The following is a 26,471-nucleotide window of genomic DNA, read 5'->3' on the forward strand; positions in this document are numbered from 1 at the left end:
ACCTCCGTTGAATATGAAATTACTGTCAACGATAATACTGGCGCTGACATTGCTATGCAGTTGTTCATCCAAGAAAAAAGAAGCTGAGCTGTTAGAGCTATCTAAACCCGAATGGCTGAAAAGCCGGCCTGTGTCATCGGCCTATTTCTATGGTATAGGTACCACACCAAAGGTAGGCGGCTCTGTATTTTATGAAGAAAAAGCCAAGGAGAAGGCATTGGCTGATTTGTCTAAACAAATCAGCACAAAAATCAGCAGCGAGCAAAATCTTTACAGGATGGAAGATAACAAGGGCGTGTATGAATACTACCAAAGCCGCGTGAGAGCCCGCTCTGAAGAATTTTTGGAAGGCTATGAGTATGTTGATAAATGGGAGGATTTAAGCAATTATTATACTTTTTACCGCCTATCTAAAAGTGAGTTTTATGCCCGCAAAGAACAACGCAAGAGAGAGGCACTTCAGCTGTCATTGGAGAAATACCAACAGGCACAAACGGCTAACAAGCAGGCTAATTATGTATTGGCTATGGAGCTATACGCTTCGTCCATTGATGCCATTAGCGATTATCTGAATGAACAAACATCAGTTGAAACCACCAATGGCAACCTGGACATTTATGAAGCCAGCAAAGATGCCCTTAGTCAGCTCATCAACTCATTGACGATTGAATTTCAACCCAAAGAGCTATACGCTTCTTCAAACACCAAAATAAAAGAAGGAGCAGCTTTGCTGGCGGTACAGTGCCAGAATCAGCAGGCACACAATATGCCTGTTCAGTTTAACTACAGCGGTGGCTTTTTAATTACCGACCGGTTCAAAAGCAATGCCATGGGACAGGTTAAATCTCCCGCTTTAGAATATGCCAACAAGTCTGAAGAAACGCTTAAAGCCAGTATTGACCTTAAGTCACTGGGTCGCCAAATAACAAGAAACCTGATTGTAAGGCAAATAGTTGAAAAACAAAAGCCAGCTACCTCAATTATATCGATTCAGCTGGCTCAATAATATGTTGGAACCCGGATTTTAGCAGAGTCCGGGTTGTTTTTTTACATGCTGTAATGTAGTACCCCTGTTGGACCTAATGGCAAACCACTTAGCAACCAAAGCGCCAGCAGTATCATCCACGAGAATAAAAACACCATTGAATAGGGCAACATCGTTGAAACAATCGTACCAATTCCTGCTTTCTCGTCATACTTCTGAAAATACACAATAATCAAAGCAAAGAAACTCATCATGGGTGATATGATATTGGTGGCGCTATCACCAATACGATAAACCACCTGGGTCAATTCGGGCGAGTAACCCAGCATCATAAACATGGGAACAAAAATAGGCGCTAACAAGGCCCACTTGGCCGAGGCACTGCCCATTACCAGGTTGATGAGTCCGCAAAATAATGCAAACAGCAGCATCAACGGAATAACGCTCAGGTTTAAACTCTGAATAAGATTGGCCCCGTTAACTGCCATCACCAAACCCAAATTACTCCAGTTAAAATATGCCACAAACTGCGCTGCAAAAAACACTAACACCAGGTAAGGGCCTAATGATTTGGCAGCCTCTCCCATGGCACCCATTATATCTTTATCGCTTTTAAACTTTCCTGTTATTTTACCATAAACAACACCGCAAGTACCGGCCCACACAAATAAGACAGCCACAACACCCTTCAGTAAAGGCGATGTAAGTAGGTGACCATCGGCACCACGCAGGAAACCACCCTCAGGCAGCAAGCCCCACAAAATAATACCAATAAAAGCCAGTGAAACCAAACCGACCCACAGCAGTCCCTTACGCTCAACGGCTGACAGCTTCTCCAGTTTAGTCTCTTCTTCCGATACTTCACCAGTATATTCACCAAATCGTGGAGCAATAATTTTTTCGGTTACCCAGGTACCTACCAAGGCCACCATAAAAGTTGATACGACCATGAAATAGTAGTTGCTCACCGGATTCACTGTATATGTTTTATCAACAATATGTGCAGCCTCTTCGGTTAATCCTGCCAAAAGCGGGTCGATAGTACCAATAATCAAATTGGCACTGAAACCACCTGATACCCCGGCAAAAGCAGCTGCCATCCCCACCAATGGATGGCGCTTAGCCACTAAAAAGATAACACCTCCGAGTGGCACTAACAGCACATAACCCACACTGGAAGCTACATTTGATATAACACCTGCCAAAATAATGACAAAAGTGAGCAAACCTTTGGGAGCAGCCAGCACCAGCTTTCGTATGAGAGCGCCTATCAGATCTGATTTTTCAGCCAGTCCGATACCCAACATCGCCACCACTACAATTCCCATTGGTGCAAAGCTGGTGAAGTTTTTTACCATCTCTGTTAAGATACGGTTTAAACCTTCTACCGATAATAAGTTGATGACATGAATGGCTTTTCCGGTAGTTGGGTGTGCAGCTGTTGCTCCCATCCAGGCAAAAAGACCTGATAGAATCAATACCACAACAGCGAAAATACCAAACAGCAAAGCCGGATGCGGCAAAATATTACCTACACGCTCAACTCCATTTAAAAACAGATCTACTAACGATTTTTTCTTCTTTACGGCGGTGCCCATACGATAAGAGTTTTACTATTACAAGGCGCCGAAAATATAAAATTTTTAGTAGCCGACCATTATAAATACAATTAACAGAGCCTGTTATATAACATAAAGACATTTGCAACCCGTGCAACCTGTTGTTAATTAGACCTAAATACCAGCTCCACTAAACCAGTTCTTAAAATGTGGCACTTTCTCCCTACTAACAACCACCTCGCGGTCAAACGGCTGTTCGAACTGAATTTTCAACCGGCTGTTGGAGTGCACCAATACATCTTGTATGTGATTGATGTTAACAATAAACGAGCGACTGATGCGGTAGAAAGTAGCCGGATTCAGCAACTCCTCCAGTTCTTCCAGCTTATAGTCAATAATGTAGCGATTACCTTTGGACGTCAGGATAAAAGCATTCCGCCCTTCAGCGTAAAACAGCACAATTTTATCGCTGGTAACAGACTTGATGCGCTCACCCAGTTTAACCAGGAAACGCTCCTTGTAGGTTTTCCGATAGTGCAAAAGAGCTTCGTTGAGCTCCTCCAGCTTGATACGCTGACTGGCCGATGATAAGTTTTCTCGCAAACTTTCCAGCTTCTCCATACTGCGAAACAGGTCATCATAATCGAGCGGCTTCAGCAAGTAATCGATGCTATTCACCTTAAAGGCCTGAATGGCATATTCATTATAGGCAGTGGTGAAAATAACCGGGAGGTTCAGTTGTGTTTTATTAAATATCTCGAAGCTCAGTCCATCAGAAAGATGAATATCCATAAACACCAGATCTGCCGTATTAAGCGGATTGGACAGCCACTCAACACTGGCAGCTACCGAATCAAGCACTTCAGCAACCTCAATACTGCTATCGTAGCGTTGCAACAGGTGAATCAGGTTTTTAACGGCAGGTTTTTCATCTTCGATAATAAGTACTCTCATAAGGTTTAGATTATTCTTCTTCTATTTCAAATAGAGGGATATTGATGTGTAATTGTTGATCTGTTTGGGTGATTTCAAGCTGCTTATTGTCATTAAAAAAAGCATAGGCATTATTAATGAGTGATAAATTCCATACCCCGTTGCCATTGAGTCCAATCTTTGGATTATGATTGCATACAAAATACAACTCATCATCCTTAGTTTCAAGTCGAATTTTAAGTGGCTGAAACTCGTTTATAATAGTGCGGTTAACCAATTCCTGGATAAGTGCTGATATGGTACAGGGAATTATTTGCCTGTGCAACCATTCGCTTGGCAGCCTAGCTTCAAAATCAATGCTATTACTGTACTTGATATTCAGCAGATACAGCAACGATTGGCTGAGTTCCAGCTCTCTTTTCAGGTCAACCAACTCCACATGCCTGTTATCTAAACTGTAGCGGTATATCTTTGACAACTGATTCACAAACTGCTCGGCCATGCGCGGTTTAGCATGAACAATGGAGATAAGATTTTCAAGTCCATCATACAGCAATTGTGGATTAATCTGCATCTTAAATTTATCCAAATCCGACTCCATGCCCCTGCGTAACTCCTGCTCCTGCTTATAGTGCAACTGCTTATGAACAGCCAAAAAAGAGGTGCTGACATGGATAACACTATAAAGAATAGCCACCACACCATACACACCATTGAAAACAATCAGTTCAGTATTGAAATCGCTGATGATTAATACAAAATAGAAATACACACTTACTAAAGGCGTAATAACAAGCACAGAAAGTAGCAGACTGACTAATGGCAAAAGTATAATTCTTGAAGAATGGGTCAAGCCCTTAAACTCATGCATTTCACCATTCTCCGGCTGTATATCTGTCACTAACGGGAAACGCTTATCCAGAGCATTTAGCAATAGCCTTAAAGTTTCCATCAGCACAAATGCCAGCAATACGGTCACCAGCACCTCCTGACTGAAGAAGTTGGCAGTGAATTGATTAAGCGTATCAAACACCAACAGTATTAAAACATAAACTACCATCCCGATAGGAAATGGTAGCAGAAACCTAAGCCACTTTTGCTGTTTACTAATAGTTGGTGCTTTCATTAGAAACTAATGATTTTATGTTTAAACAGTAATGGTAAAATTACCGAAAATGATTCATTTTTAGTTATCTCTATCTCTTTTGAAGTAAAATAGCCATATCGTTTCCTGATATTTTCAAGTCCCACCTTATGAGACACATGGTTCTCCGGCTTTTTTAATAATTGGTTATCGACCTCAATAAATCCAGGCTTGCGTTCAAAATTATTAACCACCTCTATCCCATGCTGTTCATCGGAGCGAATAACTATCTGCAACGGCTTATCCTCAGAGAAATGATTGTGTTTAACCGCATTCTCAACCAGTAACTGCAGGGTCATTGGCGGAATATAGCTATCCATACTCACCTTGTCGAGTTCGATGGTGAGCTGCAATGCCTTTTCAAACCTTATCTTCAGTAAGAAATAGTATGCATGTATAAAGTCCACCTCTTGCTTCACCGCCACCAACTCTTTTTGATGACTATTAAGAATATACGTAAATGTTTGTGCAAACTTTCGAATAAAGCCTTCGGTAGTGGCGGCATCGCGATGAATGAGTGATGCAATGGTATTGAGGGTATTAAACAAATAATGCGGGCTTAACTGGCTTTTTAATATCTCGTATTGCAGTTTAAGCCGCTCGCGCACCATTTGCTCACTTTCAATATTAGCCTGTATAAAACTGGTAAATGAATACTGATAAAGATCAACCATTATAAATACAAGGTTGGTGAGTAAGAAAATGATGAAGAACTTGATGGTTGCATCGCCCATGTCCTCCATGAACAGGCCAAAGGATATACCATCGTACTTAATAACAATCAGCAGTTTAATGCATATCCACAACATTAGCCCTGCCACAATGGTATTTATAACAAACTGAATAATAAACCTGGAGAACATGCCCTTTAACCATGGATAGAATTTATTGAGAGCACGGCCGACAAGTGTCAGCACCCCAAATATCAACCACGAACTAAGAGTGAAAAAGGACAAAGAATCAATGTGTTGGGTTAAAGGTGGTAAAAACCCATTCTCACTATAGAACAAATACAGGAAAGCCAGTACACCATAGAGTGTACTGACTAATATCTGTGTCATTAGTTTTTTCGACGAATATAATTGGGTGTTGGTTATCATGGTGTCACTAAGTTATGGCATTAATTAGTTTTTTCGCAATAGACTAGACTCCATATTTAAGACCTAATAGTCTTTTTTTAACACTAGTCCCGCTAATTTTAACCTAGTTTAATGTTTTCAACACCCTGTTTTTCTCGTATTCAGATTCCAGATCTTTGGTCATCGATTTAAAAATATATGCTGTTGATGAACTGCTATTGCTGATATATGGACTCAAACGAACCAATACCGCGGCACGTTCAACATCAACATCAATTTGCTGTGTACATTCAATGACCTTAGCAGCTATCTCATCATTCATCACCGGACTATCAATCACATAACGCAACAGCTCTTCAATAGTGCTATTCTGATCCATTCTGTTTATCAGGCGGAAGAACTGATTATAATTATTGGTTGACAATGGAAATTGTGCCACCACCTCGCGCATAACAGCTCCTGCTCCATGCTGGAAATCATCAACCAGGCGGTCAAGTGTTCTTAACAAACGGTACATAGCTGGCTCTTCCAGTTTATTCTTAGCCAATAAATCGAGCATCACATTGTACATCTCCATTTCACTATCCAAACCATTGAGTGCTTCGAAATATACATCCACCACTTCTTCATCATTAATGAATAGACGGTTAGCTTTTCGAAGTATGAGACCTTTTTGGCTATTAGAAGAAATACCTCTCGCCGTTTTCAGATAGTTGATTAACGAGGCTTTATCACTTTTTTGTGCACCTGAATCAAGCGCTGCATCAAGCAATGCGGTTGTTATCTCCCCTTTCAAAATGTAATAGCTATCGGACATATTGTCCAGTACATCTCTGAAAACCTCCATCACTTCTTCATCTTGTGGCATATATTTAATCAGATATAGCAGCAGGGCTCCCTTTTCGCGCTCCGATGAAAAATCATCAATGGTTTGCAGCATGCTAATCCAGCTGTCATTCGATAACTTAGTTACACGCACAAGATGCTTCAACACATTACCCTTCTCTGAGTTTATCTCCATGTCATCAATGATATCGAAATAACCCTTGCGAATGGCAAAATCATTGACATAAAACTTATTGAACATGCGCAGCGTTGAGCCACGTTCTGTGTTATAATCATGCGTAGCTGTTGCCTCCAACAGTACGGCCAGTTGTTCGGTGCTTAATTTATAATTTTCCAGGATATACCTGATAAGCGTGCCTTTGGTGCTGTTTGATCTGACTTCTTTAATTTCACTCAGCACAGGTATAATATCCTGACTCTTGAGTTCATTGTCGAACACCAGGGTTTTTAGAAATGTATTTTTAGATGCCGAACTTCCGGTTTTGTATGAGGACGATTTAATCGTAAATACATTCCACTCGCTTGTATAGGAGTAGGTGGTGCCCGATGGCAACTCTTCCAGAGCATCTAAAACATCTCTGATACCTTTTGTTCTGTACAAATGTCTAACACGCGACTCAACACCCAAATCGCTTCTCTTTACGATATCTGGCAGTATCTCACCTAGCCATTTTTTGCCTTCAGGATTAAAAGCGGTCTCGGTTTTACCAACATAGTACTCGTAGGTAATTGTACCTTTGTCGTCGGCATGTATAAATAGTCGGCGATTATTGCCAAAAGCCGTTTTATTGATTTCAACAAAACCATTCGCCGAAATTCCGGTAATCATTTTGCTATCATCCGATAAATCGATAATGCCTTTGTATTTTAGGTCAAATGGAAAATCTGATGCAACAGCTGAAATATCATACTTATCTGCAGTATAATGCTTCTTTAGCTCCATCATTTCTTCTCTGAGTTCATCACGCTGCTGGTATATTTCCTCACGCAACTTATCACGCTCTTCAATTATCTTCTTGCGGATCTTATCGCCATCATCACTCATTTCTCCAGCCATTGCCGAAGAAGTAACCGCCAGCATCATTGCTATTAATACAATAAAGTGGCCTATTTTCGTAAATCTGTGTGTAATATTGGTTCTCATAGGGATATTATTTAGTTGTTCATATACACTATTTGATATTACAATATTAAAACATGAGTTAGCCTGAAAAAAACAAAAAGTAGTGAGTTGTTGGAATAATGTAGTGAATTGTAGAGTCAATGAATTAAGGCTGGTTCAAATCCTTTTTTCTTAATAAGATTAGTGCGAATAATGCATAAAAAAAGCGTGTATTGAATACACGCCTTCTAATACATAGTCTAAATATCACTTGAACTTAGCTCTCTTAAATAACCGGTTGGCAGATAGTATCAATCTTGCTCAATTCTTCAGGTGAAAACTCAACATTATTCAATGCTCCCAAATTATTATCCAGTTGTTTGGTTGATGAAGCCCCAACCAAAACAGAAGTTACCGTTTTATTACTCAGGAGCCAGGCAATGGCCATCTGCGCCAACGACTGATGGCGTTGCTGAGCCAATTCATTCAACTCAACTATAGCCCTACGTTTGACATCGGTTAATGCCGATTCTTTCAAAAAATGTGCTTTGGCCATACGAGAGTCAGTCGGCACTTCTTTCAAATAGCGGTCGGTTAATAGGCCTTGTGCCAATGGTGAGAACGGAATACAGCCTATACCTCTCTTATCGAGTACAGTTGTCAAACCATCTTCCACCCACCGGTCGAATAAGTTGTAGCGCGGCTGATGAATCAAGCAAGGCGTTCCGAGTTCTCTCAAGATGTTTTCGGCCTTTTGTGTTTCTTCAGCTGAATAGTTTGATAAACCCACATACAGTGCCTTCCCCTGACGCACAATCAAATCAAGTGCAGCCATGGTCTCCTCCATAGGCGTTTCGGGATCGGGACGATGATGATAAAAGATATCCACATATTCAAGCCCCATGCGCTTAAGGCTTTGGTTAAGACTTGAAACGAGGTATTTCTTTGAACCCCACTCTCCATAGGGGCCTTCCCACATGTAATAGCCCGCCTTGGTAGATATCACTAACTCATCACGGTAAGCACTCATATCCTGCTTTAATACTTTGCCGAGCGTTTCTTCTGCTGAGCCGGGCACCGGACCATAGTTATTGGCCAGATCAAAATGAGTGACGCCATTATCAAAGGCATGTAATAGGATATTACGTGCATTGCTAAACACATCTTCGGAACCAAAGTTATGCCATAAACCCAATGAAATGGCAGGTAGTTGGAGGCCGCTGCGACCACAACGTCTGTATAACATGTTTGCGTATCTATTTTCTGAAGCCTGGTAATGCATAGTATAGTTATTTAATCTGTTACAAATTCAATCATCTTAACAATGGCCTCTTGACAAGCTGCACAAAAGCCTTCAGCCTCATTCGTTTTCATGCGGCAATTAACGGCCGGACGATAAACACCCTTCTCTACATATCCGCCACCTTCGAATACGCCCGTTTCATTGGTATACTGTTTTTCAAATGGTGTTGGAACCGGCACATCCTCCTTAATCAGGTGCTGCCATTTAGCCTTAAAGTTAACCAATGTGGTGATATTAGGCTGCCAAGGCTCTACCTTCAGGTCGAAGAAGTTTTGGTAGGCTACGTCAGATGTGTAATATTCATCGGCCAGACCACCAAAACCATGACCAATTTCATGTAGCATCACCTCTTTGGCCATTGGATGATCAGAAGTGCCAATTGAGAAATGGTTATAGATACCGCCACCACCGTATTTAGCCGATTTAACCAATACACAAATATGATCATATGGTGCACAAGCGGCAATATTGCGTATAGCTCTCACGTCACCTGTTTCAAGGTAGCGATCGACATAAAAGGTATTAAATGAAGAGCTAACAGCTGTATTCACCCACTTATTCTTCCTTGGGTTATCAGTACCGCCATCAATGGACGGCGAACAGACTGCCCAAAAGTTAAACTTATCGCGATGCGATTTGTAGGGTTCCTGTTCCAAAATATAGTCAGCCATCTGCTTTACGTCATCTATAAACTTATCCATCTCGTCAATTTGGTAACCTTCTGCTACAAAAGTAAAATCAACTTTATGTTTTGGTTCTCCGCTATCAATCACTTTAACCACCTTGTATTCGGGCAAAGCTTCTTTGCGAATATTAGGATCTTCAGGGTCAATTTCAAAGGTCATCAAGGTATTGTAAGTACCGTCCTTTCTGCGCTCTTCAAGCTTAAAAATCACTTTATCTTTTGGATAAGGAAAGGTAACTGTTTGAAAAAATGCTTTATTAATGAATTTAGCCTCCTCAGTCGTCCGCCACTCCTCAAACAAGGTGCAAAAGCCACGCGAATAAATTAGTTGGTTACCAGAAGCCTCACTTATGATGTATCGATACTCACCATAACCCAGTTCATCAATCAGGTTAAGCTGCGAGCCGCCCCAGTTAGGTTCCTCAATAATTTCGAGCAAGTAGGCTGATTGCGCAGATTTATTGCCCGCCAGCACTAAATCAATACGCATTGACTTAGAACTGAAATAGGTATCAAAAGCTGTTTGTGCGTGCACACAAGCTGAAAGCAATATGATACTAAACATACTAATAACAATTATCTTCATGTATTTCAATTTATTTATCGATGGCCAAATAAAACTTAGAAACAAAGTTCTCTGCCGTTCATTTTCTCCTGTTAGCTTAAATTACCACATCTTGTTTTACAGGCTTTAAAAACGGTTTACTATTTTCAGTAATTATAGTAGTTTTATACCCTTTCAATGATGCATATTAGATATGGAAACAACTGAACTTAATCAATTAAGCCAACTCGCTCACAATTACCTAAGCTCGTTAGGAATCGGTGATGAATATAGCAAATATTTAATTACCGGCCTTTGGATGATTTTCACCTTACTCACCATTTGGTTAACCAATAAACTAACTAAAAGCTACTTACTCCGGTTCATTGAAAAACTGGTTAGAAAAACCAAATCACAATATGACGATTTACTGATTAAGCGACATGTTCTGCGTCGCTTATCTAATGTAATCGCAGTCATATTGTTATACTACATGCTGCCTGTAATTTTTCAGCCTTTCACAGAAACCGAGATAATCGACCTTCTTCAAAAGATTGTCAGCAGCTCCATCCTTATTATCATTCTCTGGTCATTTTCGGCCTTACTGGGTGTGGTAAATGACATCTACAACACATTCTCTTACGCTAAAGATCGCCCGATACGCGGCATGATTCAAATAATAGAGATAGCTGCTTCGTTTATAACAGGGCTAGTTATTGTACATATTTTATTTGATATCGACATTACTAAAATAGTAACTGGTCTGGGAGCTACAGCCGCTGTCTTGCTGCTGGTTTTTAAAGACACAATACTGGGCTTTGTAGCCGGCATACAGCTTTCTGCCAATAAAATGGTTAGTGCCGGCGATTGGATTACAATGCCTTCATACAAGGCCGATGGTACGGTTCTGGACATTACGCTTAATACAGTTAAGGTACAAAACTGGGATAAAACAATCACGACCATTCCCACTTATAAACTGGTAGAAGATTCATTCATTAACTGGAAAGGAATGGAACATTCGGGTGGCCGGCGCATTAAACGTTCAATCAATATTGATGTGGCATCCGTCAAGTTTTGCTCGGCCGAGATGATTGAGCGCTTTAAAAAGATACGGCTGCTGCATAACTACATTTTAGAAAAGGAAGATGAATTGCTTAAGCACAACAAACAAAAAGAAGGTGAATCCATTTCGGAAAGCCTAGCCAATGGCCGCAGACTGACAAATATTGGTGTATTCAGAAAATATTTAGAGCAATACCTGCAAGAAAATCCGATGATTAATAAGGAAATGACTTACATGGTGCGGCAACTGCAACCTACTGAAAAAGGGCAACCTATCGAGATATATGCCTTTAGTAAAGTGCAGGAATGGATCAACTATGAATCGATACAAGCCGATATTTTTGATCACATCCTGGCAGTGGTTGGAGAGTTTGAGTTAAGAATCTATCAACTACCAAGTGGTGCTGATTTAAACTCTCATCACAACCTGAAAGCTACTTTATAATCGTTATAAATTGAAGTTACAATCGTTATCTTGAAAATATTTTTTTTTGTAACAATTTGTTAATTAGCACCTTTTAACCCAAACACTTTGCTTTGAAATTAAAAGGGTTAGCACCAACATGGTTCATTTACAAGGCAAATAGCGTTGGATATTTACTATTAATGTTTTATTTTCGTAGCAAACTATTAATAAAAGAGTATAATTAGTTACGATTCCTAACATTTATCATATACGATATGGAGAGCAGTTTACAAATCGATAGCCTTGATAAGAAAATCTTATCGCTTATCACCAAAAACGCCAGAATTCCCTTCCTGGAAGTTGCACGTGAATGTAAAGTTTCAGGAGCAGCCATACATCAACGCATACAGCGACTTATGAACATGGGCGTTATCAAAGGATCAGAGTTTATCATCAACCCGGCTAAAATTGGGTACCACACCTGTGCTTTTATGGGTATCTTCCTTAAAAAAGCAAGTCTGTTTGATAAGGTAGTAAAGATGCTCGAAGAAGTTCCTCAAATTGTTGAATGTCACTATACCACTGGTCAATATGCCATCTTCATTAAGATATATGCGAAGAGTAATGAGCATTTGAAGCGAATCTTGCACGACAAACTTCAGGCCATAGCAGGTATTTCAGCCACAGAAACAATCATCTCATTAGATGAGAGTTTTAAACGACAACTACCAATTGACTAATTTCGAATGATAAGATAAATAGTAAAGGCTCCGCACAGGAGCCTTTTTTTATAACTGATAAGTACCGTTAATGATGGACTGCAAGGGCTGGTTGAACTTTTCAAAGATCCTTTCCAGCAACTGGAATACCCCTGATTGCCTCAACTCTTGCGAATCGTATACATCTTGCGCTAATAAATGCTGCTCATATCGATCCGAACTTTGACCAAGCACTAAATGAGGTAAGGTATTACTAGTGGCCTCTATCCTAAATTCATCAGCAGAAATAATGCCTTGTTCAATCAATAAAGGATGTGCTTCGAAGAAATTGAATGTATTGTCGCCCAAATACAAATGAAACGTTAATCGCAAGCTTAAAGGAATCGAATAATAGAAATGAAACTTACGGCGCTCATCGGGTAAAGATATGACGATACCATTACCAGCACGGTTAACCGGCGAATATTTCACCCTCCAAACAAGCGCCCCGGCACCTTCTAATTCATCCTTAATAGCATTAATAAGCCTTATACGGGGCCATGCAATGCTCTGGAAATGTTCATCGTGGCTGAATGCGCTTTGTAATTCATCCAGCCCTGTTGTATTTAATTCAAATGTATCAGACATGACAAATAGAGTTGACCAAAGCTACTGATTTTTTATTTTGCAAAGTAAGCTCCAAATCAAGATGCCCCAAATAGATGCCTCCCCAACCTGCCTGATTAACGATCACTTCCTTTCCATTCAGGTTTTGCACCTTATCAGGTGCTTCCATAAATGTATGGGTATGTCCTCCTAAAATAATATCAATATGCTGCGAATTTGTGGCCAGCAACACATCCGATACTTTATCTGACTTATATTTATAACCTAAATGCGACAAGGCAATAATCAAATCACATCCCAGCTTTTCCCTGAGTACAAGAGCTGTTATGTTGGCAGCTTCAATAGGATCATTATAGCGGGTTTCCTTATAGGATTTAGGATTCACCAACCCGGCCAGTTCAATGCCCAAGCCTATGACTCCAACTTTTAACGGGCCTTTTTGAATAACCTTATAAGGCACTGTCAGATCGCTCAACACCGAATCACTTACATCATAGTTGGTACATACAAAAGGAAATTTGGCTCGTTGAATATTATTGGCCAGCGCTTCTATGCCATTATCAAACTCATGATTACCAATAGTAGCAGCATCGTAGCCCATTTTATTCATCAGTTCAATCTCCAGTTTCCCCTTGTAAATATTAAAATAAGGCGTGCCCTGGAAAATATCACCGCAATCAAACAACAGCACATGCTCCTGATCAGTCCGGATTTGATTGATTAATTGTGCCCGCCGGGCAAAACCTCCCTTATTAGCCCAACGCGCATCATTAGCGGGAAAAGGATCGATATGGCTATGTACATCATTGGTATGCAGGATAGTCAGCTTAACTGGCGACTGCATACAGCTTTGCATCAGCGGTGAAATACTTAAAGCTGCAGCTCCTGCAATAGTGTTCCTTAAAAACTTTCTTCGGCTACTCTGCATAGTATATACGTTTATCCAATTGACTATTAACTAATTTATTTTCGGCCGTCAGTCTTTCAATGTGCTGCAGAATAGCATCGCGTACCTTTAAACCTGCCTCTTCTCTTTTTATAGCAGAAAGAAAAATATTGAAATGATCGCCGCCGTCGGCCAGGTAATCGGATGTGGCAATAATATAATTTCTGGCTTCAAGCGCTTGCCCCCCTACTTTAATATCAACTGCCTTTTTGTTTTTAATTGCAAAAGAAGCACCACTCATTCCGTCACCACCCACTGATGCCATAAAATGAAACAGCTCTTTTACTTGCTGAGGTGTCAATGTCAGGTATACAATCTCATTTTCGAAAGGCATTAACTGGTAGACACTTTCAACGGTGATTGGGCCTTTATTAACAGGCACTCGAAGGCCTTTTATATTAACAATACTAATATCTACTTTAATCGATGGGTTTAACAATTCTGTTTCAACGAGCATCAGGTCTGTCACAAAATTTGAAAGGAGCCCTTCGGGCAGTCCGCCCGATAATTGCTGTTGCGAATGCCCAATAACCTTCTTCATTTCCAGGTTCAGGCTGTCACGATATGGTTTTATGTTGGCATCCATCGCCTCATCATACCCGACCAAACTGTCTATAAGATGATAACTTGCATCTGATTGCCTCAATTCAAACCTACCCGAATTACAGGAAGACAGGAATAATAAAAAAGCTACAAACAGACTGACTAATTGACTATTAATCTTAATCATTTATCTTATTTATATTGAATAACAATAATATAAGGCGCAAGAATACAAAAAGGTTTTCAGATTAATATTAAAATATTATGAAAATTTATAAAGCCCAAACTTTTTACTGATGGCATACATAGACACAAAAAAACCACCCGAAGGTGGTTCCACTCATTATTTGATTCGTTCCAGATACTTCTGCCTGACTCCCAGCAGGTATTCCCTATCGATATTAGGATTATAAATTCTAACCATATCAATAATTCCAAAGTTTTGATGAAAATGACCAATCGCCGCATCAAACTTACTGTAGTCCCAATTATTCTTCACCTTACCGGTAATATCCTCAAAATATTTCCAAGGCAGCTTCTGAGGTATCGTAAAGTAGCCATGATCTTTTTCATCTAGATCAAAATACACACCATCCTCAATCTCTTCTAAGGTAAAAAACTTCTTCAGCCTAATTATGGCGGAGCCTTGTAGATTTTTCGGTGCCTTTTTAAATTCAAATCCCTCATCAATATACCCAGCCTGAAGGTCAATTATCTGATCAAATGAGTCAAGATGCCTGACACGAATAACATGATATTCTTTATTGTACATGCTTACTACACCTGCCGCAGCATTAAAGTCAGCACTGAAGTATTTTTTGATATTCTGTGTAGCCCTGGTGATCTCTTCAAGTGTATACAATCTTTTTAATACCAAATAGATATACAAAGGCTTTGAATCAGATGGTATTTCACTGTAGTAGCCAAAATAACCCGGGAATGGCTCCGGAGCTTCTAACACAAAGGTATTCGGAAGAATTTTATCGTGCATGGTTACCAATGATTCCTCCTTTAGCAGGTTACCATACCTTTCTAAAATAATTTTTTTTGCGCCCATAGATGTGTGTTTAATTAATTTAACCTCCGTTCAGCGTTCATTTGCCATCAAAAAAGTTATTAAAAAAAACCTTGGGAATCAAACACAAGCCTGCAAATTAACCTTCATGGTCGCGAACAAACACTGGTGAGTCACTTTTCGACAACTCTGGCTTGTAATAATAGCCCCCTTCACTAAATGCAATCAGGTCTTCGGGCCTGGATATTTGGTTCTGAATAATAAAACGGGTCATCCATCCACGAGCTTTTTTAGCGAAGAAACTGATGACCTTATACTGACCGCCTTTCCAATCTTTAAAAACGGGCGTTACAATCCGCTTGCTAAAGGCTTTTTTATTGATCGCCTTAAAATACTCATTTGAAGCCAGATTCACCAATACCTCAGAGCCCTGCTCTTCCATATCAGCCTGCAGCAGCTGACTTATTTTATCACCCCAAAACTCATACAAGTGCTTTGTGTCCTTCACATTCAGCTTTGTGCCCATTTCCAACCTGTATGCCATAATATTATCAAGCGGCCTTAGCAAACCGTACAATCCTGAAAGAATGCGCAGCTTTTCATTCGCAAAATTGATTTCCTTCTCACTCAGCGAAATAGCATCAAGCCCAGTATATACATCGCCTTTAAATGCAAAAAGAGCTGCTTTTACCTCATCTGCATCAAACGGGTATTTCCACACCTGGTAGCGACCATAATTGAGCTGCGCCAGATCTGAACTAATCTTCATCAGGCTTTTTAAGTCATCTGGTTTAAGACCCTTTAAAGCCGTCACGATTTCTTTCGCTTCATCCGGGAAGCGAATTTCTGAATTATTTGTAGCAGGCGCCTTTGATTTAAAATCCAGTGATTTGGCGGGGGATATTATAATGTGCATAATGTCAGTTTTTTCTATTTAACAAGGTTATTTAGTCTTAGTTCATACCATCAAACAAAAAAAGGACCGCTAAAGCAGTCCTTCAATCTTATTACATATAGCCTTAATCGGTTATGATGACTTCTACACCCGCATTTAATAACTTCTCCTTATCTTCTTCGGTAATACCACGGTCTGTCACCAGAATATCAATGTCTTTAACTTGACCAATAACAGCCAGACTTCTCTTCTTGAACTTACTGGAATCAACAACCAAAATAACCTTTTTAGCCATTTTCAGCATGGTCCTGTTCAAAGCAGCTTCTTCAAGATGCGGGGTACTGAAACCCAAATTAACATCGATACCATCGGCACCAATAAACAGCTTGTCGCAGAAGAAGTTTTTAAAACTGTTTTGCGCAATTGAGCCAACCAATGACAACGATTTTTTGCGCATGACTCCACCAGGCATTATCACGTTTATTTGCTCCAGTTCAGCCAATGGCCCGGCAATATTCAGCGCATTAGTTATAACAGTTAAGTTCTTAAACTTACTCAGATGGTTCGAAACTTCTTTGGTAGTTGTTCCACTGTCAAGCACAATAGTATCTCCTTCTTCAACGAGGCGCGCAGCGCGTTTGCCTATCGCTTCCTTCTCTTTGGCATTTTTCACTTTTTTATCAGAAAGCTTCATATCCAAAGTCACCTTATCAGTCTTGATAGCACCTCCACGCGCCCTTATCAACAGGTTTTTATGTTCCAGCTGGGTAAGGTCATTACGGATGGTCACCTCACTTACATTAAACTGCTCACTTAATTCGTGCACGTTAACCTGGCCTTTAGCATCCAATAATTTCAGTATTAAACCTCTCCGGCCAACGGTTGTATTGGGATCAAAATCATTCATGATAATTGTATTTACTACCACAACTTTTATCAAGTATGGTTACATTCATTGCCATTTTTTCACAAAATAAGTAAATTTTCACTTCAATAAGCATTTGAAAGCAATTAAGTTACTAAACATTATTGTCCACTTACCAACAATAAGCCAGGCACCTTACTTATCATTACTAACTCAATTACTTCGAAAGCAACCACCATCAGAACCTCAATATTACGAAACATCAGTCTTTAAAAGTAGATATTACCTTGCCCCCAACTCTGATATTATTGCTTATTTTGCTCTCCTGTTAAGGGTTTGGTATGAAAAAGGGAAGCTACTATTCTATTGAGGATTTTTATTCAATCAACAAAATCGACAGTCATCTGCATTACTACAGTGCTAATGATGCCTTTCTCAGGCTTGCACAAAGCTGTAACATGAAGCTGGTTTCAATCAATGTAGATTTCCGGGAAACCGAATGGATGCCACTTGAAGAGCAAAAGCGGATTGCCCGACTGCACAGGCTTAATTTCCCAAACCACTACTTTTTTATTGGAGCCATCCCTCTGGGCGACCCAATTAGCACCACTATGATTAAAGCTGCCTGCCATCAGATAGATACAGAAAGAGAAAGCGGGGCCATTGGTGCTAAAATATGGAAGAATGTTGGGATGAAGCTACAATACAACAACGAACTTGTCATGATTGACAATCCGGTATTTCACCCTTTACTATACCATCTGAGTAAAGCAAAAACACCTTTACTTGGCCATTTTGGTGAGCCACTCAACTGTTGGTTACCAATTGATGAAATGACGGTTGAATCGGACAAACGCTACTATGCCGGCCACCCAGAGTTTCATATGTATTTGCAACCCCATATGCCTTCGCATGCACAGCACATTGCTGCCAGTGATCAGATGCTCAGCAATAACCAACAACTTAGTTTCGTAGGTGCACACCTTGGCAGCAGTGAATATAGCATTGATGAAATTTCAAAGCGATTGGACGCTTATCCCAATATGCAGATGGATTTAGCTGAACGAGTGTGTCATTTACAGCACCAGGCCGTCAAGGATCATGATAAAGTACGCAACTTTATGATTAAATATCAGGACAGGCTATTGTATGGCTCTGACATAGTATTTACAGACAATAAAAGCGAGCAGGAGCAGCTGGAAGAAGTCAAGCGGCGTTGGCTATCCCAATGGCGTTTCTTTACACAGGACGACGAACAAACCACCTGGCAGGTTAATGGTTCATTTAAAGGACTGAGCCTTCCGAAAGAGGTCATTGACAAGCTATACTACCACAATGCCTGCAACACTTACCCCCGCATTCAAACCAATGCTTGATGACGCGATGAAAATATACATGGCTCCTCTACAGAGCTATACTACTGGCTTTTACCGCCTTGCACATGCTCGCACATATGGTAAAATGGATAAGTATTTCACCCCGTTTTTTGAAGAAAACAAGGAGGGTACAAAAGGCCTTGATCTCTATCCCGAACTATCGGAAAAATACAATAAGGATTTACACTGTATTCCCCAGGTAGCCACCAACCAAGCTGACTTTTTAATCAATTTTGCCCGACAGGCAAAGGAAATTGACTACCAGGAAATAAACATCAACATGGGTTGCCCCTTCCCCATGCTGGTCAAACGTCAACGGGGAGGTGGTATACTTAAGCACCCCGAACTGATTCAAGAAATGCTCGAAAGCTACTTCACACAAGGCATTGATGTAAAGGTATCGGTTAAAATGCGAATGGGCACCGACTCGCCCGAACAAGGCAAAAGCATCGTAAAGATCTTAAATAATTACCCTCTGGAAGAACTAATCATCCACCCAAGACTGGTAACTCAAAAATACAATGGACAGCCAGACTGGCAAGCCTTTGGCGAATTGTGTGAACTAAGCCATCATAAAATAATTGCCAATGGCGACATTACTTCGAAAGACACTGCCAATACCATTATTGAAAATTTTCCAGGAATCAATGGCATCATGATTGGGCGCGGATTGCTAATACAACCAGAATTACCATTCGCAATCCGAGGAATACAATACGACCAGCCTATCCTGTTTGATTTTCACGATCACTACTTCAGGTTAATACTCCAGTACTACCAGGACTGGAACAGAAGTTTTAATTTCCTCCAGAACTTTTGGCACTATCCGCTGCAAACCAGCCAAAACTTAAAAAGACTGTACCGACAGCTCAAAAAGCACAATAAGCCAGACAGCTATCAACTGTGGCTAACAACAGTAAAAAAGAGCATTTTATAATAGACATACGGCACCGCTTTGGCATTGCATGATAAAGCTCAAACTAGTTTCTTGTAAAAATGGTACATTTGTATCTTAAAAATTACAACCATGGTTTTAGAAGAAATTAAAAATATATTACAACACGAAGCACAAGCCGTTAGTAATATTCCTGCTACCGAAGACTTTATCAATGCCGTTAATCTCATTCATGAATATGTACACCAAAAAGGTGGTAAATTAATCACTTCAGGAATGGGGAAAGCGGGTCAGATAGCCATTAACATGGCCACGACCTTCAGCTCAACAGGAACACCCTCATGCTTTTTACACCCGAGTGAAGCACAGCATGGCGACCTGGGAATTGTACAGGAAAATGATGTACTTCTGATGATATCCAACTCGGGCAAAACCAGGGAAATTATTGAATTAATTGATCTGGCCCGTGGCTTACGCCCCAACATCCCTATCGTGGTGATAACCAGCAATACCGAATCAGTACTTGCTAAAGAGGCCAATGTATGCATCAGCACCGGCAACCCTAAAGAAGTATGCATTTTAGGTCTAACCCCAACCACCTCCACCACTACAATGACAGTTATTGGAGACGTGCTGGTTGTGCTCTTGATGAAGAAAATCAATTTCTCAAATACCGACTATGCTAAACGCCATCACGGTGGCTACCTTGGACATAAATCACGCGAAGCTGCAGGATTAAACAAATAAATATGGATTTCAACTGGAAACAACTTCAAAACGGTTCTGACATAAGGGGCGTTGCCCTGACTGGCATTGCCGGTCAGGAAGTGAACCTGGACACAAATATAGTAGCCCAGCTTGGTAAAGCCTTTTACCACTGGATAAAACAAAAGAACAGTGATACAAAAACAATCAAAGTAGCCGTTGGGATGGATTCGCGCTTATCGGGTCCGGATTTAAAAGCCGCTTTTATAGAAGCCTTGGTTAACTCAGGGGCTGAAGTACTTGACTGTGACATGGCCTCAACACCTGCTATGTTTATGACAACGGTTACAGAGCCTTACCTGGCGCATGGAGCTGTTATGCTAACGGCCAGTCACCTGCCCTTTAACCGTAACGGCCTTAAATTCTTTACACCACAGGGTGGTTTAGAAAAGCAGGATATCGCTGACATTTTAGCCATTGCAGAAGTTGGTAACACAACGGATTCTGGCAAAAAAGGGACTTTAAGCGAAGTTGACTTTATCGATGTATATTCCAAGCTGTTGGTAGAGAAAATACGTAAAGAAGTCAACTCAAAAGAAAACTACGATAAGCCACTAACAGGATTTAAACTAACTGTTGATGCCGGAAACGGTGCAGGGGGGTTTTATGCACACAGGGTACTCGAAGTACTGGGAGCCAATGTGAGCAGCAGCCAGTTTCTGGAGCCTGATGGCCGCTTCCCTAATCATGTTCCCAATCCGGAAGATGGTATAGCCATGAAATCCATTTGCGATGCGGTAAAAGCTAACAATAGTGACCTGGGAATTATCTTTGATACAGATGTTGACCGGGCTGCAATAGTAGATGAAAAAGGTAATCCTATTAACCGTAACGAGCTGGTGGCCCTTTCGGCAGCCATTGTTAACGAAGAGCACCCGGGAGCCACAGTAGTTACCGATTCTATTACTTCCGATGGTTTGGCCTGGTTCATCAACGAAGAATTAAAAGCCAGACACCATCGCTTTAAACGTGGTTACAAAAATGTGATTAACGAAGCCATTCGTTTGAATGAGCAGGGAGAAGAGTCGTGGCTGGCCATTGAAACATCAGGCCATGCCGCATTGAAGGAAAATTACTTTTTAGATGATGGTGCCTACCTGGTAACCAAGTGCATTATTAAAATGGCGCAGCTAAAGACTGATGGCAAGTCATTAACATCATTAATTGAGAAGCTGCCTGTTCCGGCCGAAAGCAAGGAATTCAGGATTAACATCAAAGCGGCAGACTTTAAGGCCTACGGCGAAAAAGTAATTAGTGAACTGGGACATCTGGCCGCCTCCAGGAATGGCTGGGAACTGGCTCCCAACAACTACGAAGGAGTACGGGTTAGTATCAGTACCAACGGCACCAAAGGATGGTTCTTATTACGTTTGTCGTTACACGACCCGGTTATTCCTTTAAACATTGAGTCGGACAACGAAGGAGGTGTTGAACAGATTGCCTGCCAACTGCTTTCGTTTTTCGAGAATTTTAGCGAACTGGATTTACAATCATTAATAAACAGATAAGATGAGACTTTTAAAAGAAAATGCAATTGGTGTAGTTGTTGATATTCAAGAACGCTTGTTTCCCCATATTGATAAGCATGAACAATTGGAAGCCAACACTAAAATACTCATCCAGGGCATGAAAGCGCTAAATATCCCATTTCTGGTAACCGAACAGTACAAGAAGGGACTTGGCGAAACAATTGAGGGGATTAAAGCATTGGTGCAGGACGATCCACATTTTGAGAAAATGGCCTTTAGCTGTTGTGATGATCCTAAATTTATGGAAGCACTTGAAACCAGCTCTAAACGCACAGTGATATTGGCCGGCATGGAATCACACATTTGTATGCTGCAAACAGCCATTGATTTGCGAGAAAGGGGCTTTACGCCTGTTATCGTTGAAGATTGTGTTAGTTCACGTACACCCGAGAATAAGCGCATGGGCATTGAGCGCCTGAAGCAGGAAGGCGTTATCGTTACCAGCTACGAATCAATTCTATTTGAATTGTGCCGCGTTTCAGGTTCCGATGCATTTAAGACCATCAGCAAATTGGTGAAATAAAAGAATTTACATATTTTGCGAGCCACCTTAGGATTAAGGTGGCTTTTTTGTGACTAGTTGGAAAGTAGAGCAATGGGAATGAGACGAGTATTTGGTATTGGGGAAACAGTTTTGGACATCATCTTTAAAGATCTTCAACCAATAGCAGCCAAAGCAGGCGGTAGCGCATTAAACACACTGGTATCATTGGCACGGGTAGATGCACAGGTTAGTTTTATTACTGAAATCGGGTGCGATAAGGTGGGCGATAACATCATGCAGTTTTTAAACGACAACCAGCTGAACACCGAGTATGTCTGCCGTTTCACCAATGGCAAGTCAGCATTGGCTCTGGCCTATCTGAATGACAATAATGATGCAGAATACGAATTTTTCAAAGACTACCCGCAGCAGCGTCTACAAGGCATCATTCCGGATTTCAGCTCAGGCGACATTGTTATCTTCGGCTCCTATTTTGGCTTAAATCCGGCCATTCGCCCTCGCCTGCTTGAATATTTGCATGTAGCCAAACAACAAGGAGCCATCATTATTTATGATCCTAATTTCAGGCAGCACCATCTGAGCAACCGAGAACAGCTACTACCTGTTATCGAAGAGAACTTTCAGTTGGCTGATCTGGTAAGGGGTAGCGACGAAGACTTTCAGAACATTTATAAGACAACCAATCCAACAGAAGTATATGCCCGGGTTGCTGCGCATTGTTCCAACCTGGTGATAACAGCAGGTGCCAAAGGTGTGTATACCTTCAGTGCGGGTTTTCACAGACATTTTAAAGTGCCTATCATCAATCCGGTCAGCACCATTGGTGCGGGTGATAATTTCAATGCCGGCATCATTAAATCTATGCTCGACTTTGATATCAACAAGGTTGACACTTTAGTCATCTCCCCTCAGGACTGGCTGCACATTGCGGCTTATGGTATTGAGTTTTCGTCAGAAGTATGTATGCGCATCGATAATTACATCGACACGCATGTAAAAAGCTCCTTAGAGGCAAAAATTAAACAGCGAATTAATTCACCAAACTAATGCGGTTCACCTTTAGGTCAAATCCGGATTAATAAATCTGTTCTCTTGTGTAGAACTGAGCTTCTTCAATCAAAACCTTTTCAAGATTCCCCTTAGTTATGGATACGGATGGTATTTTAACCGTTGGCACATCGCGCTGCCCATTATTAACCATCGCATTGGCCATTTGCTTTGCTTTGCGTTCGTTTTTGACCAACTCAATCAGCAACTCAGCCGCTTTGGTAGCTGCATCTTTTAAAGGGTGAAAGGCAGTCATTTGCTGCTTGCCAGCTAACACGTTTTTAGCGCCTTCTATGGTTGCATCCTGCCCGGTTATAAAAACCGGCTTATCACTACCATACTTTTCCAGAACATCAATACAGCTATTGGCAATACCATCAAAACCTGCAAAAATCATATCGGGCACTTCACCTGTATAAGAGAGATATTGCTCAAGCTCAAAAGCAGCATTTTCACCACTCCAGTCTTCAATATAAGTCACATATTTCAACTCAATATTACCAGATTCAATATGTGGCTGCAGGTATTTCTTGATAGAGGCCATGAGCTCAACTGCATTTCGATCATATTTATCTCCACCTAAAATAACAGCATCACCCGACGGCTTCACTTTTATAATCTCGTCAACCATTATCTTACCAAGCACATCATTATCTCCCGACACAAAAAAATCGAGGTCGCTATTTTTAATTAATCGATTATAGGCCATTACCTTTACACCGCGCTCATTTCCTTCACGCACAATAGCAGCAGCAGTATTGGCATTAACTGCAATTATAGCCAGTCCATCAACACCCTTATCAAACAACTCAATGGCCTTTTGATATTGAATGGCAGCATCCCCATTACCATGCTCCACATACACCTTTACATTATGTTTTTCAGCATATTCTTTGAAGTAGCCAGCTTCTCTGACATAACGATCAGTTATGGGAGATGAATATATAAATCCAAGCTTAATTCCATTATCTGATTGGCAAGCTGATAACATCGTAACAACCAGCAGTCCAATTAACCATTTTATGTTGCGCATACTAATATTAAGTTTTTATCACAGGTTTGAACGATAAAAGTAACATTTTATCTAATTATTGTTTTCAAAACATGATTTTTTTCACATTTTTAAAGCCATATTTGCAACTAAAACAACCAACGTGTATGAAGTGGAAAGATCTTAAGATCCGCGCCAAGATAGGAAGCGGGTTTGCCTTGATAATGTCAATAGTTATCATTTTAAGCGTTGTAATGCTCTATAACCTAAGCAATGTAAACAACGGTATTCAGGAGCTTAAATCAACTTATATACCTATTGTCAGAGAAGCAGGCAAGCTCGATAGATACTGGCACGAGACCAGGGAGTTCGCCAGAAGCTATGACTTTACCGGCAATGCATATTTTAAGTCAAGAGCAGAAAAGAGCTTTTCGAAAATGACTTTAGCGCTTGATGAATTGCAGAATACGCTCAATAACGACCTTGCGATAATGACATCTGCAGGCGTTGATATTGAATTATTAGTGCAACAAACAAAGCTTTATGATCAAACCACTAAAGCCTACTACGATATCTTCATAAAAGCAAGTAAAGATAAAAGCAGTTACCTGAGTGCATTAGATGAGCTTAGGTCTGCAACAAGTTTTAATGCGAAATCCGCGCTTCATCAACTTTCTTCAATTGCACTGGAAATTTATCAGCAAGAATCTGTCCAGAATTACTTTAATATTAAAGATACTGAAGAAGACTTCAATACTATCAAGACGGAAATTACAAATAGAACCTATAGCAGTACTGACAAAGAAATAATTGATAATACCATCAATGCTTTGGATGCATACATGAGCTCTTTACGCCAGCTTAAAACTGCCGAGCTAAAGCAGTTTGAACTATCCAAGAGTATTATGTGGGAAGTTGGCGCAACAGCCGATGTAGGTTTGGATATGATGATGAAAATGGGAGATGAAAGTGCCGACATCATTTCGATACAAAGGCAAATCCTTTTTATTGCCATCATTGTCATCATTCTTTTATGGTTAAGTTTGGTATTATTCTTATCAAAAGCCATTGCCAAGCCTGTTGAGGACAGCATTATACTGGCCGAACAACTGGCCAAAGGGGATTTATCAGTTCAATTTAAAGCCAATAGCAAAGACGAAGTAGGTAAACTGGCTGCCGCCTTAAATTCAATGGTGACCAACCTGAAAGACATGGTTTCGCAAATAAGTGAGAGTGCTAAGCAAATTGTTAATGCCAGTGCACAACTTAACCTTGGAGCTACCGAGCTATCTGACGGAGCCACCCAACAAGCCTCCTCGGCCGAAGAGGTATCATCGTCTATGGAAGAAATGTTTGCAAATATTCAGCAAAACACCGATAACTCGAGAACCACTGAACAAATTGCCAGCGAAGCATCCAAAGGCATCACTGACAGTAACAAGGCCTCAAAAGTAGCCAGTGAGTACATTGAACAGATTGCAGAAAAAATCAATGTCATCAGTGACATTGCCATGCAAACAAATATCCTGTCGCTTAATGCCGCTGTTGAAGCAGCCAGGGCCGGCCAGGAAGGACGTGGATTTGCAGTAGTAGCCAGTGAGGTTCGTAAGTTGGCCGAACGCAGTCAGCAGGCAGCCAATGAAATAACCACAGCCTCTGCCGATACACTGGAATCGTCGCGTATTGCCACCCAAAAGCTGGATATCATCACTCCAGAAATTGAAAAAACAGCGGTACTTGTTAAAGAAATTTCTACCGCATCTATGGAGCAGCTAAGCGGTGTTGAGCAAATCAACAGCGCCCTGCAGCAACTCAACCAGATTACTCAGCGCAATGCTGCTAATGCTGATGAAATAAGCAGTGCAGCCCAGTCATTAGAGCAGCTATCGCACCAGCTTGAAGAGGCAGTTTCCGTTTTTAATCAGTAATTAATACGTAAAACATAGTGTAAGCCACCTGCGATTGCCGGTGGCTTTTTTTTTGTAAACTTTATAGGGTAATCAATAGAAACAAATTAATTCAACAGGCTATTAACCTGAGTTCGATTAAAATTACAAAGCTCAAAATTTCTTAAATAACTGATTTACAATGCGAATTTCAGAAGCGTAGCGAGCTACGGTGAT

The 26,471-nt window shown here is 40.7% G+C and carries 24 protein-coding genes; 10 read left to right on the forward strand and 14 right to left on the reverse strand.

The window, feature by feature from the left end; translation table 11 throughout:
* Nucleotides 1-13 precede the first annotated feature (13 nt).
* Nucleotides 14-1,006: an LPP20 family lipoprotein gene (locus tag KDU71_RS19440; RefSeq protein ID WP_212192780.1), complete on the forward strand. Its 993-nt coding sequence runs from the start codon at nt 14-16 to the stop codon at nt 1,004-1,006.
* A gap of 41 nt (nt 1,007-1,047) precedes the next feature.
* Here KDU71_RS19440 and KDU71_RS19445 read toward each other — a convergent pair whose 3' ends face one another.
* From KDU71_RS19445 to KDU71_RS19475, 7 genes are all read right to left on the reverse strand, one after another.
* Nucleotides 1,048-2,583: an AbgT family transporter gene (locus KDU71_RS19445; protein WP_212192781.1), complete on the reverse strand. Its 1,536-nt coding sequence runs from the start codon at nt 2,581-2,583 to the stop codon at nt 1,048-1,050.
* A gap of 135 nt (nt 2,584-2,718) precedes the next feature.
* Nucleotides 2,719-3,498 (reverse strand): LytR/AlgR family response regulator transcription factor, encoded by a 780-nt coding sequence (locus KDU71_RS19450; protein ID WP_212192782.1) that lies wholly within the window; start codon nt 3,496-3,498, stop codon nt 2,719-2,721.
* 10 nt (nt 3,499-3,508) lie between these two features.
* Nucleotides 3,509-4,603 (reverse strand): histidine kinase, encoded by a 1,095-nt coding sequence (locus KDU71_RS19455; RefSeq protein WP_212192783.1) that lies wholly within the window; start codon nt 4,601-4,603, stop codon nt 3,509-3,511.
* Complete coding sequence (locus tag KDU71_RS19460; RefSeq protein ID WP_212192784.1) at nt 4,603-5,682, reverse strand: sensor histidine kinase; 1,080 nt, start codon at nt 5,680-5,682, stop codon at nt 4,603-4,605. Before KDU71_RS19460 ends, KDU71_RS19455 begins: the two co-directional genes overlap by 1 nt.
* Before the next feature lie 142 nt (nt 5,683-5,824).
* Nucleotides 5,825-7,690 (reverse strand): hypothetical protein, encoded by a 1,866-nt coding sequence (locus KDU71_RS19465; RefSeq protein WP_212192785.1) that lies wholly within the window; start codon nt 7,688-7,690, stop codon nt 5,825-5,827.
* Nucleotides 7,691-7,934: 244 nt separating this feature from the next.
* Complete coding sequence (gene mgrA, locus KDU71_RS19470; protein ID WP_212192786.1) at nt 7,935-8,930, reverse strand: L-glyceraldehyde 3-phosphate reductase; 996 nt, start codon at nt 8,928-8,930, stop codon at nt 7,935-7,937.
* Between the two features lie 11 nt (nt 8,931-8,941).
* Nucleotides 8,942-10,222 carry a M64 family metallopeptidase gene (locus tag KDU71_RS19475; RefSeq protein ID WP_212192787.1) on the reverse strand — a complete coding sequence of 427 codons (1,281 nt, stop codon included), beginning with the start codon at nt 10,220-10,222 and terminating at the stop codon, nt 8,942-8,944.
* A 172-nt stretch (nt 10,223-10,394) separates the two neighbouring features.
* Here KDU71_RS19475 and KDU71_RS19480 point away from each other — a divergent pair, with 172 nt between their 5' ends.
* Entirely contained in the window at nt 10,395-11,690 is a 1,296-nt protein-coding gene (locus KDU71_RS19480; protein WP_212192788.1) for a mechanosensitive ion channel family protein, read from the forward strand.
* A 236-nt stretch (nt 11,691-11,926) separates the two neighbouring features.
* Nucleotides 11,927-12,391, forward strand: a complete 465-nt coding sequence (locus KDU71_RS19485) for an Lrp/AsnC ligand binding domain-containing protein (protein ID WP_212192789.1) — start codon at nt 11,927-11,929, stop codon at nt 12,389-12,391.
* Between the two features lie 48 nt (nt 12,392-12,439).
* Here the strand turns inward: KDU71_RS19485 and KDU71_RS19490 are convergent, their stop codons facing one another.
* The 6 genes from KDU71_RS19490 to agaR all read right to left on the reverse strand — a co-directional run bounded on the left by KDU71_RS19490 (nt 12,440) and on the right by agaR (nt 17,282).
* Nucleotides 12,440-12,997, reverse strand: coding sequence for a hypothetical protein (locus KDU71_RS19490; protein WP_212192790.1), 558 nt, complete (start codon nt 12,995-12,997; stop codon nt 12,440-12,442).
* Entirely contained in the window at nt 12,990-13,904 is a 915-nt protein-coding gene (locus KDU71_RS19495) for a bifunctional metallophosphatase/5'-nucleotidase (protein ID WP_212192791.1), read from the reverse strand. Before KDU71_RS19495 ends, KDU71_RS19490 begins: the two co-directional genes overlap by 8 nt.
* Nucleotides 13,894-14,652, reverse strand: a complete 759-nt coding sequence (locus tag KDU71_RS19500) for a 5'-nucleotidase C-terminal domain-containing protein (RefSeq protein WP_212192792.1) — start codon at nt 14,650-14,652, stop codon at nt 13,894-13,896. The genes KDU71_RS19495 and KDU71_RS19500 overlap by 11 nt, the downstream gene beginning before the upstream one ends.
* Nucleotides 14,653-14,808: 156 nt before the next feature.
* Entirely contained in the window at nt 14,809-15,522 is a 714-nt protein-coding gene (locus tag KDU71_RS19505; protein WP_212192793.1) for a hypothetical protein, read from the reverse strand.
* 97 nt (nt 15,523-15,619) lie between these two features.
* Nucleotides 15,620-16,396, reverse strand: a complete 777-nt coding sequence (gene yaaA, locus KDU71_RS19510) for a peroxide stress protein YaaA (RefSeq protein ID WP_212192794.1) — start codon at nt 16,394-16,396, stop codon at nt 15,620-15,622.
* A 103-nt stretch (nt 16,397-16,499) separates the two neighbouring features.
* The gene (gene agaR / locus KDU71_RS19515) at nt 16,500-17,282 is read right to left on the reverse strand and encodes a transcriptional repressor AgaR (RefSeq protein WP_212192795.1); all 783 of its coding nucleotides are present in this window, start codon (nt 17,280-17,282) and stop codon (nt 16,500-16,502) included.
* 299 nt (nt 17,283-17,581) lie between these two features.
* On the opposite strand from agaR, the gene KDU71_RS19520 reads away from it, so the two are divergent.
* The 6 genes from KDU71_RS19520 (at nt 17,582) to KDU71_RS19545 (ending at nt 23,357) form a co-directional block, all read left to right on the forward strand.
* A complete protein-coding gene (locus KDU71_RS19520) occupies nt 17,582-18,616 on the forward strand; it encodes an amidohydrolase family protein (RefSeq protein WP_212192796.1) in 1,035 nt (344 codons plus the stop codon).
* The gene (locus KDU71_RS19525; RefSeq protein WP_212192797.1) at nt 18,576-19,553 is read left to right on the forward strand and encodes a tRNA-dihydrouridine synthase family protein; all 978 of its coding nucleotides are present in this window, start codon (nt 18,576-18,578) and stop codon (nt 19,551-19,553) included. Before KDU71_RS19520 ends, KDU71_RS19525 begins: the two co-directional genes overlap by 41 nt.
* A gap of 90 nt (nt 19,554-19,643) precedes the next feature.
* Nucleotides 19,644-20,258 carry an SIS domain-containing protein gene (locus KDU71_RS19530; protein WP_212192798.1) on the forward strand — a complete coding sequence of 205 codons (615 nt, stop codon included), beginning with the start codon at nt 19,644-19,646 and terminating at the stop codon, nt 20,256-20,258.
* A 2-nt stretch (nt 20,259-20,260) separates the two neighbouring features.
* Nucleotides 20,261-21,784: a phosphohexomutase domain-containing protein gene (locus tag KDU71_RS19535; RefSeq protein ID WP_212192799.1), complete on the forward strand. Its 1,524-nt coding sequence runs from the start codon at nt 20,261-20,263 to the stop codon at nt 21,782-21,784.
* A gap of 1 nt (nt 21,785) precedes the next feature.
* Entirely contained in the window at nt 21,786-22,328 is a 543-nt protein-coding gene (locus KDU71_RS19540) for a hydrolase (protein ID WP_212192800.1), read from the forward strand.
* 78 nt (nt 22,329-22,406) lie between these two features.
* Nucleotides 22,407-23,357: a carbohydrate kinase family protein gene (locus KDU71_RS19545; RefSeq protein WP_212192801.1), complete on the forward strand. Its 951-nt coding sequence runs from the start codon at nt 22,407-22,409 to the stop codon at nt 23,355-23,357.
* Nucleotides 23,358-23,385: 28 nt separating this feature from the next.
* Here the strand turns inward: KDU71_RS19545 and KDU71_RS19550 are convergent, their stop codons facing one another.
* Nucleotides 23,386-24,390 (reverse strand): substrate-binding domain-containing protein, encoded by a 1,005-nt coding sequence (locus tag KDU71_RS19550; protein ID WP_212192802.1) that lies wholly within the window; start codon nt 24,388-24,390, stop codon nt 23,386-23,388.
* A 125-nt stretch (nt 24,391-24,515) separates the two neighbouring features.
* Between KDU71_RS19550 and KDU71_RS19555 the strand changes: the two genes are divergently transcribed.
* The gene (locus KDU71_RS19555; protein ID WP_212192803.1) at nt 24,516-26,276 is read left to right on the forward strand and encodes a methyl-accepting chemotaxis protein; all 1,761 of its coding nucleotides are present in this window, start codon (nt 24,516-24,518) and stop codon (nt 26,274-26,276) included.
* Nucleotides 26,277-26,471 lie beyond the last annotated feature (195 nt).

It is taken from the genome of Carboxylicivirga sediminis (assembly GCF_018156225.1).
Lineage (GTDB): Bacteria > Bacteroidota > Bacteroidia > Bacteroidales > Marinilabiliaceae > Carboxylicivirga > Carboxylicivirga sediminis.

Excerpts from the sequence above, each read along its gene's own strand:
- KDU71_RS19440 (WP_212192780.1), top strand. The coding sequence starts at position 14 with ATGAAATTACTGTCAACGATAATACTGGCGCTGACATTGCTATGCAGT.
- KDU71_RS19445 (WP_212192781.1), bottom strand. The coding sequence starts at position 2,583 with ATGGGCACCGCCGTAAAGAAGAAAAAATCGTTAGTAGATCTGTTTTTA.
- KDU71_RS19450 (WP_212192782.1), bottom strand. The coding sequence starts at position 3,498 with ATGAGAGTACTTATTATCGAAGATGAAAAACCTGCCGTTAAAAACCTG.
- KDU71_RS19455 (WP_212192783.1), bottom strand. The coding sequence starts at position 4,603 with ATGAAAGCACCAACTATTAGTAAACAGCAAAAGTGGCTTAGGTTTCTG.
- KDU71_RS19460 (WP_212192784.1), bottom strand. The coding sequence starts at position 5,682 with ATGACACAGATATTAGTCAGTACACTCTATGGTGTACTGGCTTTCCTG.
- KDU71_RS19465 (WP_212192785.1), bottom strand. The coding sequence starts at position 7,690 with ATGAGAACCAATATTACACACAGATTTACGAAAATAGGCCACTTTATT.
- mgrA (WP_212192786.1), bottom strand. The coding sequence starts at position 8,930 with ATGCATTACCAGGCTTCAGAAAATAGATACGCAAACATGTTATACAGA.
- KDU71_RS19475 (WP_212192787.1), bottom strand. The coding sequence starts at position 10,222 with ATGAAGATAATTGTTATTAGTATGTTTAGTATCATATTGCTTTCAGCT.
- KDU71_RS19480 (WP_212192788.1), top strand. The coding sequence starts at position 10,395 with ATGGAAACAACTGAACTTAATCAATTAAGCCAACTCGCTCACAATTAC.
- KDU71_RS19485 (WP_212192789.1), top strand. The coding sequence starts at position 11,927 with ATGGAGAGCAGTTTACAAATCGATAGCCTTGATAAGAAAATCTTATCG.
- KDU71_RS19490 (WP_212192790.1), bottom strand. The coding sequence starts at position 12,997 with ATGTCTGATACATTTGAATTAAATACAACAGGGCTGGATGAATTACAA.
- KDU71_RS19495 (WP_212192791.1), bottom strand. The coding sequence starts at position 13,904 with ATGCAGAGTAGCCGAAGAAAGTTTTTAAGGAACACTATTGCAGGAGCT.
- KDU71_RS19500 (WP_212192792.1), bottom strand. The coding sequence starts at position 14,652 with ATGATTAAGATTAATAGTCAATTAGTCAGTCTGTTTGTAGCTTTTTTA.
- KDU71_RS19505 (WP_212192793.1), bottom strand. The coding sequence starts at position 15,522 with ATGGGCGCAAAAAAAATTATTTTAGAAAGGTATGGTAACCTGCTAAAG.
- yaaA (WP_212192794.1), bottom strand. The coding sequence starts at position 16,396 with ATGCACATTATAATATCCCCCGCCAAATCACTGGATTTTAAATCAAAG.
- agaR (WP_212192795.1), bottom strand. The coding sequence starts at position 17,282 with ATGAATGATTTTGATCCCAATACAACCGTTGGCCGGAGAGGTTTAATA.
- KDU71_RS19520 (WP_212192796.1), top strand. The coding sequence starts at position 17,582 with ATGAAAAAGGGAAGCTACTATTCTATTGAGGATTTTTATTCAATCAAC.
- KDU71_RS19525 (WP_212192797.1), top strand. The coding sequence starts at position 18,576 with ATGCCTGCAACACTTACCCCCGCATTCAAACCAATGCTTGATGACGCG.
- KDU71_RS19530 (WP_212192798.1), top strand. The coding sequence starts at position 19,644 with ATGGTTTTAGAAGAAATTAAAAATATATTACAACACGAAGCACAAGCC.
- KDU71_RS19535 (WP_212192799.1), top strand. The coding sequence starts at position 20,261 with ATGGATTTCAACTGGAAACAACTTCAAAACGGTTCTGACATAAGGGGC.
- KDU71_RS19540 (WP_212192800.1), top strand. The coding sequence starts at position 21,786 with ATGAGACTTTTAAAAGAAAATGCAATTGGTGTAGTTGTTGATATTCAA.
- KDU71_RS19545 (WP_212192801.1), top strand. The coding sequence starts at position 22,407 with ATGAGACGAGTATTTGGTATTGGGGAAACAGTTTTGGACATCATCTTT.
- KDU71_RS19550 (WP_212192802.1), bottom strand. The coding sequence starts at position 24,390 with ATGCGCAACATAAAATGGTTAATTGGACTGCTGGTTGTTACGATGTTA.
- KDU71_RS19555 (WP_212192803.1), top strand. The coding sequence starts at position 24,516 with ATGAAGTGGAAAGATCTTAAGATCCGCGCCAAGATAGGAAGCGGGTTT.